This is a genomic window from Salinivibrio siamensis (assembly GCF_001996005.1).
GTDB lineage: Bacteria > Pseudomonadota > Gammaproteobacteria > Enterobacterales > Vibrionaceae > Salinivibrio > Salinivibrio siamensis.
In genome coordinates, this window is the sequence record NZ_MUFB01000022.1 from 41,091 (window position 1) to 54,437 (window position 13,347).

The window sequence follows — 13,347 nt, forward strand, 5'->3', positions numbered from 1 at the left end:
ATACTACTCGTTTCGCTGCCAGTGGTAATCCATTTGCTTGGCAACGCGCAAGGCTAAATCTTCGCTGTGCAGATCAGCCACCAGCTGCAAACTCATATCAATGCCCGCAGAAATACCTGCGGAGGTGAGATATTTTCCATCCCTCACCCAGCGCTTACCTGATACCACGCTTAATGGCGGATAAGCACGGCTGAGGTCGTCCATATCTTCCCAATGCGTGATCACCTTTCGACCATCGAGTAATCCGGCCTCTGCGAGTATGAACGCCCCCGTACAGACAGAGGCCGTGCATTGAGTGATCGCATCTTGTTGCTTCACCCAATCGATCACCGACGGGTTAGTGACTTGCTCATGGTGAACGCCGCCCACAACCAGCAGCACATCCAGCGTGGGATGGTTGGCGAGATGATAATCCGGCACGACACGCAAGCCGCCGCGCGCCAGCAACGGTGTGTCTTGTTCAGCAATCAGTCCAACCTGCCAACTGTCCGCGCCCAAACGTTTTGCGGTGCTAAATACTTCAAAAGGTCCGGCAAAATCGAGCACCTCTGCGTGCTCATACACATAAATACCAATATTCATCGTTTGTCATTACATCCGTGTAAGTGTTGGGTTAATGATGAGGAATAAACTTATCAAAGCGGCTCTCCATACAGGCACTGATATCGGTAGTGATAAACTCGCCCTGATAATACAAACTGAAAATGGTGGCCGGTGAAGGACATGCTTGTGCTTGGCTCAATGTCTCTAAATGATGTACTTCAAGCGGGATACCGCGCTGCGCACAGCTCTGTTGTAACGAGTTCAGCACATGGTATTCCGCATAAGGACAACGATGGGAGTAATACGCCACACACCCTTCGGTTGATACCTTGGCGGTATGAACGGATGCCCGAAACTGCGGTATTTCAGCCGTGTCATGCAACGGATAATACAACAGCACAAAGCCATTAGGGGCTTCATCCGCCACGTTGAAGCCTTGGCCTTTTAACCATTTTGTATCGCTCATAAAGTGGTATTTCTTTTTACCGACCACAGCGACTAGGCCTTGCTTGTTTTGCTGCTTAGCCGCTTCAATGGCGTTAGCTAGCAGTTGCTTGCCGTGTCCATGTCCTTTGTATTTCCCAGAGACCCAAAAGCAACCCAATGCCAGATAACCATCCGCTTGTATGGGCTGCCAAGCGGTCTCTGCTGGGCCATATTCGATAAAGACTTTGGCGCGTTCATCCAAACGGCGAAAGCGGTATCCGTGCTGATGCTCCTGCTTTAGCCACTGCTTTTTCGCCTGATAGCTGGCTTGGCACTTTTTGTCCGAGAACGCACAGCAGATATGCGCATCATCCAAGGTTTCTGGGGTTAAAGTTAGGTAGGCCATATTCACCTCCACACAGGTGTATTGATGGTATACCTTTTAACCTACCGTAACCGCATAGGTGATGACTCCACCTTGGTCACAAAGCCATCAATTTTATGGCAGCCTAATCGCCAAGCTTGCTTTTTATCTCTGTAAAACGCGAGAAAAAGAGGCAAATACGTGGCTTGGACCTTTCTGTTTTTCGAAAATATAAAGTCCCTAATATGGTGGCTACGTTTCGGCCTCTCCAGAGACACATCGATGGATGATAACGCTCGGCAATTACTTGACCACCTATGCCAAGGCTATGACCGATTAGCCCAACGTCACCAAACGCGCGCTTTTCCAGAGCTCTCCACCGCTATCAAGCACCCACTCGGCTATTGCCTGGTTCACTGCCCGATCGGTAGTCAGCGATTCTCGATTGTTTCGCTACAATTTGCCCCCAGCGTGCGCGGCCAAGGGGTACTGACGGCGTTTATCGACTATATTCAAGCGCATCCGCATCACTACCGCGGCATTGAAGTCGCCACCATCCAAAACCTTTGCCTAGCGAGGCGATTGCTCACACTCGGTTGGCAATATAAATCTGTTTTGACCAAGCTATTTCGCGCCAATACCCCCACCTTGGTGCATGATTTCTAATCAAAATACGGAAGTGTTCGCGAAAATGGGTTCCTATTAATGATGATTCTCCATTGCACCACAGATGTTGCGGCAGCAAACGCACAGCGTACTGCATTCTAGGCGTTTTGAGGCGTAAATGCTGCTTTTTCTTACAGCCGCCATGACAGTTGCTCTTACCTCTACTACCTTTTTAGACGGTAATGCCCAAAAAGCATCTTTATAGGTGCTTTTGGGTAGGCTAGGCCTAATACGAATAAGCATAATAGGGGGAAGCAACATGAAAGAGAGAGTCTCCTCAGGGATTCCTGGACTGGATCAAGTCTTGAATGGCGGCTTCCTCCCCTCAACGGCGGTATTGGTGAGAGGTGGGCCAGGTTTAGGTAAAACAACCACAGGCTTACAGTTTCTCTCTACGGCGTCACGAGAAGGCGAGAGTTTGTTTATTGGCTTTCAAGAGGCAGAGGATCAGCTCAAAACCAACGCGACAGCGATTGGTATTGACGTTGCGAACATCACCTTTCTTAGCTTGGCGCCAGACGAAACGTTTTTTAAGGAGAACGAATCTTATGACATATTCGCCTCCAACGACGTAGAGCATGAGCCTGTCACCAAAGCCATCGTYGAAACGGTGGAAACACTCAAACCGACTCGAGTCTTTGTCGACTCCTTTACCCACTTGCGCTTTCTCACCGCAGATGTTTTTCAGTATCGTAAAGAGGTACTGTCGTTTATCCATTATCTCACCGAACGTGGCGCCACCGTTTTGTTCACGTCAGAACACAGTGACTCCTCGCCCGATGACGACTTACGCTTTTTATCCGATGGCGTGATCTCACTGAGTCAAACCCCGATGGGGCAAGAACTCTGTGTAGAAAAATTCCGTGGGTCTGATTTTTTGAAGGGCTGTCATCAGATGCGCAATGGCGCTCACGGGGTTGAAGTGTTCCCACGGCCACTTCCTCCTAACGAAGAACTGGTACCAGGACGATTTGAACCCATCTCGACGGGCATTGCATCTATCGACAATCTGCTTGGCGGTGGACTAGAGATGGGGACAGTGACGATGATCACCGGCCCATCTGGCATTGGAAAGTCGACCTTAAGCAGCTGTATTGCCGAGCAATATAGCCATAGTCTAGGTCACGTAAATATCTACCTATTCGAGGAAGAAATCTCCTCATACCTTCACCGGGCACGACAACTCAACATCACACTGCAACACCAAGCGGAGGCAGGATGTTTAACCATCGAACAGATCGAGCCTTTGCAATATTTAGCCGATGAGTTTGCAGCCAAGGTGTACAAGGATGTTGTTCAAAATAACACTCGCCTGGTGGTGCTTGATAGCACAGCCGGTTTTAAACTGACCTTGCGCGAGGAATCGATTCAAAACCGTTTGCATGCCCTCGCAAAAGGTTTATCGAGAATCAATGTCTCGGTGATCCTGGTGAACGAGACATTTGCGCTTTACGGCGAAGACAGCATTTCTGAAAAAGGCATCAGCTACTTGTCGGATACGATTATTTCCCTGTCTTACTATGCGGACGATACCACGCATTCACAGATTTCGGTGATGAAGAAACGATTGAGTGATTTTGATCGCAAGCCTCATCAGTACCTGATCGGCCCCGATAAAGTGCAAGCCGTAGCTGTTTGAAAAAGAGGTAAGCGAGGTGACGAATAAAAACGCGGCGTCATTAACGGTTTTTTTGTGCGTGAAATCATCGGGTAACCGAAAAGTGTTGGCCGACTCTCTTGAAGAGGCTGGTTATCATTGTCGACCTTTGAATAGCGAAGCCGATATGCAGGCTGCAGCGGCGATTGGCGGTAAAAAGCTTGCCCTGGTCGACACCAGCGGATTTGGCGCCAACGTGTGGCGATTATGCGAAAAGCTACAACAGATGAACACCGCGTTTATTGTTCTCTCACCACAGAAAATGCTGACAAGTGCCAGCCAAGCCTCCCAATATGGCGCAGTTAGTATCATGCAAAAACCCGTCGCCAAAAAGGCCTTGATGCAGCTCGTTGCTGGTTTCACGGGTGAGGAGTAACGATGACCAGTACGGTTAGAACCTTACCAATAATGGTAAACCCCGAGCAAAAAGCAGAACGCAAAGACGATGGATTACAGCGTATTCAGGGTGCCAACGTTTTATTGGCTATCCATAACCCCAACAACTTGGCACTACTGCGCGAACAACTGAGCAGCGACTTCCGAATTTATGAAAATCCAAGTGATATAGACAATATCGAGTTTGACCTTGCGATCATCGATATCCCCTCTCTCGAGCAGTATAAAGACGCATTGCAAGACAAAAAGACCCGATGCGAGCCCACACTTTTACCTGTGATGCTCATGCTCTCTAAGCGCGACCTCAAACACAAACTTCGCCCTTACCTGGCACTGGTGGATGAATTTATTACCATGCCCGTTGATAAAGTAGAGTTTATGGAACGCGTTGTGATGCTGCTTAGAGCACGTTTTTTAGCTATTAGCCAACGCGATAAGCTTTATTATCTTGCTACCCATGACAGGGTGACCGGTCTCCCCAACGAGCAGCGGTGTATAGAGCATGTCACCGACACCATCCTCTCGGCGTCAGTATTAAATCAACCTGTTTACGTGATTGTTTTTTCCATTAATCTCGATCAGGTTTTTAAGTCATTCGGCCATTCCGGGCTCGATCAAGCGGCGGTGATATGCTCTCAACGAGCCGTCAGCGCGATTACCGATAATGATAAGCTCTTTCGCCTCACGACGGATACTTGGTGCTTGGTTAACCCACCCGGCCAAAACAGCTTGAATCACACTTTATCTGTCTGCCAACAACTGATCAGTGCCCTTAGTGTCCCTGTTAGCATTGAGCATGACCTGATTCATCTTGATATCGCTATCGGCGTGAGTCATTACCCCGATGATGCTGTCAATACTCGCCGTATACTGGATGCAGCTATTAACGCGATCAACACTAAGGCCCCCAACACCCCTCACTTCTATTCAAAGCGACTTCAACAGGATGCGCTGCGCTATATTCGGACTGAGACATTGCTACGACAAGCCATCACCAAACAGCAATTTGAGCTTTGGTACCAACCGCAAATAGACTTTGCAACGGGTAAAGTGATCAGTGTCGAGGCCTTGGTGCGATGGCGGTTACCGAATGGTAACCTCGTCTCACCGGGTGACTTTATTCCAATAGCAGAAAAAACGGGGCTCATTACACAAATTGACAGATGGGTGATCATTCAGGCATGTGAAACCATGGCACGCTGGCAAGAGCAGGCATTATGCATTGAGCGCGTGGCGGTTAATGTGACGGCATGCGATGTGGAAGAGGATGACTTTGTTAGCTTTATTGATGATATTTTAAAGAAGAATCACATCCCTCCTCCCAATTTAGAACTAGAAATCACAGAAGGCGTGTTCTTTCATTCTAAATCAAAGAACCTTGAGAAACTCAGCCAACTACGTAAGCGTGGGCTCAGTATTGCTGTCGACGACTTTGGTACGGGCTACTCCTCGTTGAGTTACCTGCACACGTTGCCAATTTCTACGCTTAAAATCGATCGCTCATTCATCAACAGCATCTTAACCAGCGAAAATGATATCGCGATCACTGAAAGCATTATTTGGCTGGCCAAAACATTCAAACTACAAACCGTTGCCGAAGGTGTTGAAACCGCGGATCAAGCCAGTTATTTGAAAAAGTTAGGCGTTAACATTGCCCAAGGCTTTTATTACGCCAAGCCCATGCCGGAAGAGCAGCTAATAGCGTGGCTACAACAACAAACCAACGTTAAGCCAATAGAACAACGGCAAAGCCAAATATCTTAGTTGAAACAACAGCAACGGCTCTTGAAAATCAGCACGCTCTCAATAACAACGCCTCAGCAAGCCTTTTTAGGTTTAGGGAGCGATCACATCCGCCATTGGTTTAACGTGTATTAATGATAGGAAAGCAATTTTGTTCAATACCTACCAGCCCGTTTTGCTACACACTTTTGGGCGATGTTTATACCCAAAGGACTGTAACAATGGCAGATATTTTAGTTGTACCCATGATGGCATTTGCGCTCGCGGCTTCTATCTCTCCAGGCCCCGTGAACTTGGTTTGTTTGAGTAGCGGTACGCGCTACTCCCTACCTAAAGGCTTAGTCTTTGCAACTGGCGCAACACTGGGATTCATTTCCTTATTTCTCGCTATAGGGCTTGGCCTATACTCATTTCTCTCTGTTTTTTCTGGCTTTAAACAATTATTGAGCTGGGCAGGTATCCTATTCTTACTCTATCTAAGTCTTCGATTATTCTTGGATAGCGGAGAGCTAGGCACAGATGAGGCCCCGGAAGCACCCAGTTTTATGACTGGCGCCGCTATGCAGTGGCTTAACCCAAAAGCCTGGCTCGCCTCGGTGTCTGGTATTAGCGCGTATACCAACAGCGAAAACCTTATCGAACTGGTTATTTTTGCCTCACTGTATATGCCGATATGTTGGCTTTCTCTGGGCTGTTGGGTTTACGCTGGCGCCACACTGCGAAGATACACCCGTCAACCGAAAGTGATCGTCGCCCTCAACCGAACACTATCCATTTTAATTGCTGCTAGCTGTGTCTTTATCGTGATGGACTAGTGACCGTCGATATTGATTTGGCGTCGCAGCCAATAGCTTTTTAAATGTCCGCTGAAAGTGTGATTGATCCGAAAAACCCACATCAACCGCAGTATCTGCGATTGATTCACCTCGTTTTAGTGCTCTCTGACCCTGCTGAACTCGGCAATTAAGTAGGTAAGCGTGTGGGGTCAGACCAAACTGCTTTTTAAAAGACCGGATAAGGTGGCCAGGGCTATATCCGGCCAAATTACACAGGCTATCGAGTGATACATCCTCACAAGCCTGAGCCCTCAGATAATCCGCTACCTTTTGCAAAGGGGCTGGTGTTTCTCGAGATAGATTGAGCTGACCGGAAAACAAGGTCATGATGTTGGTGAGAAATTCTACCAAAATTGATTGTTTTTCAAGCAACGTTCGCGTGCTGTCGAGTAAGCATGCCGCCATGTCGCAATAGCCGACATACCATTTCTCGTCTTTAATTGTGGCTGTCATTATGTCTTGCCAAAGCGGAGCTTCAAGCAGACCCGCCTCATAGCGCAGCTGCGTTAACCAATCTTTATCCACATAGAGCATCGTGTATGCCCAGGGTTGATTATCAATTGGATTGCATGCATGGACCCAATGTGGGTTCATCAACACCAAGGTGCCAGCATTCACCCGATATGCGTCATCACGGTAGGCAAATGTGCTTTCCCCATTAATGATCGCACCCATTGACCACTCAACATGGCTATGCGGCGCATAACACACTTTACGACCATCCTGGACCACACGAAGCTCAACATATGGCATACGCCCATCACGCCAAAAAAGCGGTTGATCTGGTGGCCCGATACGCGCGTTTTGCTCCATGGATAACGTCCTGATCAAATAATCTCTGATTGTGCCTTAACCACACAGGCAAGAGAAAAAAAAGACACGAGCCGTCAAAAGTTAGGCTTATATTCAAACCCTGCTGAGGCCTCGCTATCATAAAATACCGTAATAGCCTGCTTGTTATTCACCCACTTGTTTACCAAAGAGTTGGGAAAGACTTGAATACTTGTATTAAAGCTTTCCACATTTTGATTAAAAATACGAAGTGCCGCACCCACTTGTTCTTGCTGCTCTGAAATCTCATCCATCAATTTTAAATATGCATCAGAGGCCTTCAGCTCCGGATATGCCTCGACCGTTACGCGTAACCCTGATAAAAAATTACTGGTCTGCTTTTCGGCCTCCTCTAAAAGCTCGGTATCTACTTGAGCGTCAGAAAGCTGATCGAGTGATGTTCGCAACTTCGTAATCTCAGTAAACAAAGAAGTCTCATGTAGTTTGTAGTCTTCTACCAACTGTTCCACATAGGGAATAATTTTATTCTTCTGTCGCTCCTGAGTCAGCACCGACGCCCACGCTCGTTCAACCCCATTATAATTACTGATAATAGTGTTGTTAATCCTAATAGCCCAAATAGCTAGTAGGATTAATGTGAATAGTATTAGGAGTATAATGGTACCCATTTATCATTTACCTTAYCATTGTTGTTAGCTTTTCTATTTCATCAAGATCGTCAAACGACACTTCTCTTACATTGTAATCTGGGAAAAAATGGGTCGTTTCACCACTAAAGTTGCTGTCCGTTAGTTTCATCGTCTCGTGAATGATCGCTAACAGGCTATTCAGTTTTTCAAGGTTAGCATGAGCGGTGATTTCATCAGCAAATGCCCCGGGGTTTTCTAGGTCGTATTGCCACTCCGTTTTAAGAATGTCGCCATCGTCAAAAGCCAGACAAAGCTCGTTGTCATTACTCACAGCCAACACAGGCTTTTCGACTATATCGTTGAGATCACTCAATGTCTCAACCATTGCGGGCGACAAAAACCGAGCTGCACTCAATTCATCGTTAGCGTTAATTATAAACTGACGGTTAAAAGCCGGAGAAGCCGTTTTGTATTCTCCACCTCCACCTGAAACTGCACCGTCACTGCTAATAGTCACGTCCTCAGCAAAAGGAAATGGCACTAACAAACCATAGCGGTAGTAAGAGCAGCGAGCGTCCCGAGAGGTAGTATTACCACTAGAATCGTTGCGCGTCTCTGACTTTCTAATCACATACACAAAGCGATAAACTTGATAATCAAACTCGTGTACCTCCCCTTTGTAATGTCCTTGGTACAAGCTGTCTAGGCCGCGATAATCGTTACCTCGGTCAAACTCTGCAAATTGAGAAGCCACTTGCTCATAACGGATACCGCAAGCTCTTCTGAGATCTTTTAAGTTATTATCGAACAACGTGCCCATAGACATAATATGCTCTGACATATAACGACGCCAGTTCGGCCGCCTTCTTAAAAAGAGCCAGTAAAATAAGATAACCCCAGCACAGAATAAAAAGAAGCCAACAAGTTCGCCACTGGTTCGGTAAGAGGAAAACGAGGAACCAATAAAAGACATGAAGTTCCAATAGGCGGTTTGTAATTTCGATGAAATGCTCATAGAAATGAAGGTAGCTAAAAAGGCAAAAGCAAAGCGATGATCAGGGTTAGGCAACAGTTTATCGAGCCCGAACTCTTTACAAGTCCACTTATCCAGACGCTTAGCCAAATAACAATTAATAGTGGCAGGCACCCATGCAGAGCTATAGAAAACGACAGTCTGCAAAACATCGTCAATATATGGAAGGTCAAAGACTAACTTAAAAGGAGCGGGCGCCCCAAATAAAAATATCGTATAGATAAGCAGCAATACCCAGGCACCGAGAAAAACACGAATGGGCCGATCATCATAATCAAGCGGTCCAGGGTGACTTTCTACCTTACGAATAAATGTAACTAAGTCTTCCTGGCTCTTAGCAGCGTTTAGCTCTGCTTCGAGCTCTTTGATATTCTCCGAAACTTTCCTATTGTGGCGCATCCGATTTCCTCTTGGACGACTAACGTGACCATCATATATGCCGATTAGATTTGAGCAGGCTGTAGTTAATATCGTTTCTAGCCATGAAGCAACTGACTGCCTGCTAAAGCGTGCAACACTTTGGAGAAAGATCACGAGAAATTAGCGTACTGGTCGCATGTCAATACGGGCACGGATCTGATACCCGAGAGCAATCACATCCGTAGAGGGAAAAGGATGTCACAACACATCTAACCAATGCAGTATGTATTAGTGAGCAACCGACAAGAGCTAAGCTGGCGCATTAAAGCACAGTTACTTGAAGCAAACTTCCGCCCAACGCGCTAAGCCTGCGGTGACTGAGCCAAAGTAGTCGCCACTCACCACAGGAATGTGCGGCAGCTCTGCTTGTACAGCCTCACGTAAAAAGGGCGAGCGTGCCGAGCCGCCCGTCATAAAAATCACGTCAGGCTTTACACCAGCCTGCGCGACCACATCGTGAACTAAGGCGATCATCTTACGTTTGGGCGCCTCAATCGCATCAATCATGTTATCGCGCGTTACATCAACGTCCACGCGCTCGGAGAACAGCTTAATACCCGCTCGGTAAGCGGCATGATCCGACAACGCAATCTTTGCCTCTTCCGCACGACGGACAATATTGTAACCCAGTGACTCGTGATACACCTCAAGCAAACGGGCCAGTTTATGTGGCTCTTGCGCTTGCTTGTGCAGCCCTTTGAGCACCGCCAAATTTTCAAACGCATAGAAATCGTTTTGCGCTTGTACGTTGTTAATCGCGATGGGGTTGGAAAACTGCGTAATCGGCATCTCAATGCCAGACTCCATTTTGCTACCCATCCCAAACGGGAACATCATTTGTTTGAATGCCAACGCAATATCTAAGTCATTGCCGCCAATACGCTGGCCTTTGTGCGCTAATAAACTTGCACTACGATCGCTACTACCGCGCCATGATGGCCCCATCTCAATCAACGAACAGTCTGTGGTCCCCCCACCGATATCGACCACCAGAACAATTTTGTCTTCGCTCAATGTGGCTTCATAGTCCAGACCAGCAGCAACCGGTTCAAACTGAAATTCAATCTGTTTAAAGCCCGCCCGCTTAGCCGCATTGAGCAAAATAGCTTCGGCTTGGCGGTTTGCCGTCTCGCCCCCACGGCCTTGAAAGTTGATCGGCCGACCAATCACCGCATCATGAATACTCTGTTGGGTTTGGTGTTCGGCTTGCGTTTTGATGTTATCCATCATTGCGCATACGAGGTCTTCAAAAAACCGAAGCTGAGCATCACGTAAACCTGACGCACCAAGGAAAGATTTAGGCGATTTCACGTAGTACATATCGCGCGGATCATCGAGATAGCGATCGAGCGCCGCTTGACCAAACGCCATGTCCTCCGCCTCAAGTTCAATGCTTTCCTCACGGTTTACATGAATGGCGCGGCGCAACATCTGCTCGCCAATCGTATCTAACGGCTTGATGCCCCGATGACGAAACAGATACTCAGACACTGATTCGCGCGTAGGTGCGGCAAGGGAGGAAGGAATAAACGTGCTGTCCCCTTCTAGACGCAATAGCGTCGGCTGACCGTTTTCAATCTTCGCCACCGAGCAATTTGCTGTACCATAGTCAAAGCCGATATACATAAATGCCTCTCACCGCAGAAAAAGTCGGCAATGCTACCTCAACCGTCGCGGGATTTCTAACATCAGTGCGACGAAGCCAGTCCGACTATCTGGGCCTGTGCCGCTACCCAGTACCATCCTTGTGAACCTGAATTACACCTTGTCGGCAAAATAGGCCATGATTTTTGCAGCCGTCATAAATTATTTTTGATCATCTCTTTGATAACTCGTGCCTTAACAAAATGATCTAACTGATGGGTCTGTATCCACCAGGTTGCAGCTTCCATCAACTGCTCGGGATCGTCATTTTTATTTTTGAAGAACGCATAAAATGACACACCGACATTCTCACCTTTCGCTTTGATTTTTTGATCACATACCGCCAGGATTTTCGCTCTCAGCTCCGCTCTCATACGCCCCTACTTTATCCTTAAATGAATAAGTTCTGCTCTAATTCTAAAAGACGCTTTTTCAGTGACAAACCGCCACCATAGCCAATGAGCTCCCCTTGGGTGCCGATAACCCTATGACAAGGAATAATAATCGCCAACCCATTTGCCCCGTTAGCATTGCCAACCGCACGTACTGCGGCTTCATTACCAATCGATACTGCCAACTCTTGATACGTCACCCTGTCACCGTATTGAATGTTGCTTAATGCATTCCATACCGACCGTTGGAAATCGGTACCCGCCAAAAGTAAAGGCAAATCGAAAGTTTTTCGCTCACCCAAAAAATATTCCTCGAGTTGAGCTTGAGTAGCCGCTAAAACATCATCGCTCTTTTCTACAAAATCAGCGTTAAGAATCCGTTTAATGCGCTCATCAACAGCACTTCTCATCTTGCGATATCGGAAGTCACACAAGCAAAGCTTACCTTGATACGAACCAAGGATAAATTCGGCATAAGGATGTTTATAATACTGGATATTTATTGTGTTCATTGTGTTCTCTTATAAATGATTCATCCATTAAATACGTAAGAATGAACAATAACCTACTTTTGATAACCTCTGTGCCGTGTCCAGTAAAACGGTTCAAGTCCAGAACCCGTCTTAAACGCTTTGTTATGTTCGTTTCTCAATTGATGTTTGTACTTTTTCACGAGACTCTTCAAATGACGGCCGGAAGTGAGGCTTAAAATCTTGCTCTAAGGTCATTACGATAGTATCTAAATGAGAGCAAATATAGCTATCCAATATAGTAAAGACTCGCGCACGTTGTGATTTATAGTTATCCATACCTAAAGAGTCATCAATAGTCTTTAGAGAATGTAGATGGGCATTTATTGCAGACCAAGAAGCAAATAGACTTTCATAGCAGATAAGAAAGTCAAACGAACGTCGACCAAATTCTTTGACGATCAAGTTCGGATCTTCATCACCTTGATAATAGGTATGAACAGAGCAAAATTCTGCAGCATGATGACTTAAAACACTCTGTAGGGTTTTACTATCCATCGTTTCTATTTCACGCTCAAGTTCCGACTTAACTACAGATGCAAAAAATGAAATATCTGATTCAATTTTCTGTAGTTTCAATGTATCGAATGTATATTGCTGTTGTTTTTGATGAGCTTTCAGTTGAACATATAAAAAGCCAACAGAAATAATAGTAACTACTGGTCCCAAAACACCACCGAAAAAGCTTCCCATTTCAGCCCATTTTGTATGATCATCCCACAACCCCAGCCCAAATTGGCTCATATACAGTGATACTGGTATAGACAAAGCCAAAACAAAAATAGCACACAAATAAATCAACAACTTACTCCTAGAACATAACGAATGACATGGATTCCCCCTCTTGAAGATCTGCCACACTTAGGTGCGGCCTTTAATACCGGAGGTAACCATGCCTACTCAATTCTTTTGTGGCGTTGATCTCGCCAAGCACCACTTTTCTCTTCACGCGGTGGATGACCACGGAAAAGTCATTATCCATAAATCTGTTTCACGCGCTAAACTACTGGCTACATTAGCAAATATGCCTACAATGTGCATAGGTATTGAGGCCTGTAGTGGGGCACATTATTGGGCCAGAGAATTCAACAAGCTCGGTCACGATACCCGTATCATGGCCGCAAAGTACGTCGGTCCTTATCGCACAAAAGGAAAAAATGACCTGAACGATGCCGTTGCCATTTGTGACGCTGTTCAGCGTCCAAACAGCCGGTTCATTCCTGTTAAGTCACCCGAACGCCAAGCGATTCTCGCGACTCATCGTGTACGTGAGCAT

The 13,347-nt window shown here is 46.5% G+C and carries 15 protein-coding genes; 6 read left to right on the forward strand and 9 right to left on the reverse strand.

The window, feature by feature from the left end:
- Positions 1-3 precede the first annotated feature (3 nt).
- Entirely contained in the window at positions 4-582 is a 579-nt protein-coding gene (locus BZG73_RS11885) for a DJ-1/PfpI family protein (RefSeq protein ID WP_077668405.1), read from the reverse strand.
- A 31-nt stretch (positions 583-613) separates the two neighbouring features.
- Entirely contained in the window at positions 614-1,375 is a 762-nt protein-coding gene (locus BZG73_RS11890; protein ID WP_077668406.1) for an N-acetyltransferase, read from the reverse strand.
- A 240-nt stretch (positions 1,376-1,615) separates the two neighbouring features.
- On the opposite strand from BZG73_RS11890, the gene BZG73_RS11895 reads away from it, so the two are divergent.
- The 5 genes from BZG73_RS11895 (at position 1,616) to BZG73_RS11915 (ending at position 6,610) form a co-directional block, all read left to right on the forward strand.
- Complete coding sequence (locus tag BZG73_RS11895; protein ID WP_077579018.1) at positions 1,616-1,999, forward strand: hypothetical protein; 384 nt, start codon at positions 1,616-1,618, stop codon at positions 1,997-1,999.
- Positions 2,000-2,258: 259 nt separating this feature from the next.
- Complete coding sequence (locus BZG73_RS11900; RefSeq protein WP_077668407.1) at positions 2,259-3,638, forward strand: ATPase domain-containing protein; 1,380 nt, start codon at positions 2,259-2,261, stop codon at positions 3,636-3,638.
- A gap of 16 nt (positions 3,639-3,654) precedes the next feature.
- Positions 3,655-4,032, forward strand: coding sequence for a PleD family two-component system response regulator (locus BZG73_RS11905; RefSeq protein ID WP_077579016.1), 378 nt, complete (start codon positions 3,655-3,657; stop codon positions 4,030-4,032).
- 2 nt (positions 4,033-4,034) lie between these two features.
- The gene (locus BZG73_RS11910; RefSeq protein WP_077668408.1) at positions 4,035-5,816 is read left to right on the forward strand and encodes a putative bifunctional diguanylate cyclase/phosphodiesterase; all 1,782 of its coding nucleotides are present in this window, start codon (positions 4,035-4,037) and stop codon (positions 5,814-5,816) included.
- Positions 5,817-6,016: 200 nt separating this feature from the next.
- Positions 6,017-6,610 (forward strand): LysE family translocator, encoded by a 594-nt coding sequence (locus BZG73_RS11915; protein WP_046073032.1) that lies wholly within the window; start codon positions 6,017-6,019, stop codon positions 6,608-6,610.
- Here BZG73_RS11915 and BZG73_RS11920 read toward each other — a convergent pair.
- From BZG73_RS11920 to BZG73_RS11950, 7 genes are all read right to left on the reverse strand, one after another.
- The gene (locus BZG73_RS11920; RefSeq protein ID WP_046073031.1) at positions 6,572-7,444 is read right to left on the reverse strand and encodes an AraC family transcriptional regulator; all 873 of its coding nucleotides are present in this window, start codon (positions 7,442-7,444) and stop codon (positions 6,572-6,574) included. The two genes, BZG73_RS11915 and BZG73_RS11920, sit on opposite strands and share 39 nt — an antisense overlap.
- A 74-nt stretch (positions 7,445-7,518) precedes the next feature.
- Positions 7,519-8,091 (reverse strand): LemA family protein, encoded by a 573-nt coding sequence (locus tag BZG73_RS11925; protein WP_077639256.1) that lies wholly within the window; start codon positions 8,089-8,091, stop codon positions 7,519-7,521.
- 7 nt (positions 8,092-8,098) lie between these two features.
- Positions 8,099-9,484 carry a DUF3137 domain-containing protein gene (locus BZG73_RS11930; RefSeq protein WP_077668409.1) on the reverse strand — a complete coding sequence of 462 codons (1,386 nt, stop codon included), beginning with the start codon at positions 9,482-9,484 and terminating at the stop codon, positions 8,099-8,101.
- A 294-nt stretch (positions 9,485-9,778) separates the two neighbouring features.
- On the reverse strand, positions 9,779-11,131 hold the full coding sequence (gene yegD / locus BZG73_RS11935; protein ID WP_077668410.1) for a molecular chaperone: 1,353 nt from the start codon (positions 11,129-11,131) through the stop codon (positions 9,779-9,781).
- A 173-nt stretch (positions 11,132-11,304) separates the two neighbouring features.
- Entirely contained in the window at positions 11,305-11,523 is a 219-nt protein-coding gene (locus tag BZG73_RS11940) for a DUF6500 family protein (protein WP_077668411.1), read from the reverse strand.
- Positions 11,524-11,540: 17 nt separating this feature from the next.
- Positions 11,541-12,053 carry a methylated-DNA--[protein]-cysteine S-methyltransferase gene (locus BZG73_RS11945; RefSeq protein ID WP_077668412.1) on the reverse strand — a complete coding sequence of 171 codons (513 nt, stop codon included), beginning with the start codon at positions 12,051-12,053 and terminating at the stop codon, positions 11,541-11,543.
- A 123-nt stretch (positions 12,054-12,176) separates the two neighbouring features.
- The gene (locus BZG73_RS11950; RefSeq protein WP_077668413.1) at positions 12,177-12,875 is read right to left on the reverse strand and encodes a hypothetical protein; all 699 of its coding nucleotides are present in this window, start codon (positions 12,873-12,875) and stop codon (positions 12,177-12,179) included.
- 88 nt (positions 12,876-12,963) lie between these two features.
- Here BZG73_RS11950 and BZG73_RS11955 point away from each other — a divergent pair.
- On the forward strand, positions 12,964-13,347 hold a 384-nt coding region (locus BZG73_RS11955; RefSeq protein WP_131826197.1), incomplete at its 3' end, for an IS110 family transposase.

Coding starts and splice junctions, on each gene's coding strand:
- BZG73_RS11890 (WP_077668406.1), bottom strand. CDS start 1,375: ATGGCCTACCTAACTTTAACCCCAGAAACCTTGGATGATGCGCATATC.
- BZG73_RS11915 (WP_046073032.1), top strand. CDS start 6,017: ATGGCAGATATTTTAGTTGTACCCATGATGGCATTTGCGCTCGCGGCT.
- BZG73_RS11940 (WP_077668411.1), bottom strand. CDS start 11,523: ATGAGAGCGGAGCTGAGAGCGAAAATCCTGGCGGTATGTGATCAAAAA.
- BZG73_RS11885 (WP_077668405.1), bottom strand. CDS start 582: ATGAATATTGGTATTTATGTGTATGAGCACGCAGAGGTGCTCGATTTT.
- BZG73_RS11920 (WP_046073031.1), bottom strand. CDS start 7,444: ATGGAGCAAAACGCGCGTATCGGGCCACCAGATCAACCGCTTTTTTGG.
- BZG73_RS11945 (WP_077668412.1), bottom strand. CDS start 12,053: ATGAACACAATAAATATCCAGTATTATAAACATCCTTATGCCGAATTT.
- yegD (WP_077668410.1), bottom strand. CDS start 11,131: ATGTATATCGGCTTTGACTATGGTACAGCAAATTGCTCGGTGGCGAAG.
- BZG73_RS11925 (WP_077639256.1), bottom strand. CDS start 8,091: ATGGGTACCATTATACTCCTAATACTATTCACATTAATCCTACTAGCT.
- BZG73_RS11895 (WP_077579018.1), top strand. CDS start 1,616: ATGGATGATAACGCTCGGCAATTACTTGACCACCTATGCCAAGGCTAT.
- BZG73_RS11910 (WP_077668408.1), top strand. CDS start 4,035: ATGACCAGTACGGTTAGAACCTTACCAATAATGGTAAACCCCGAGCAA.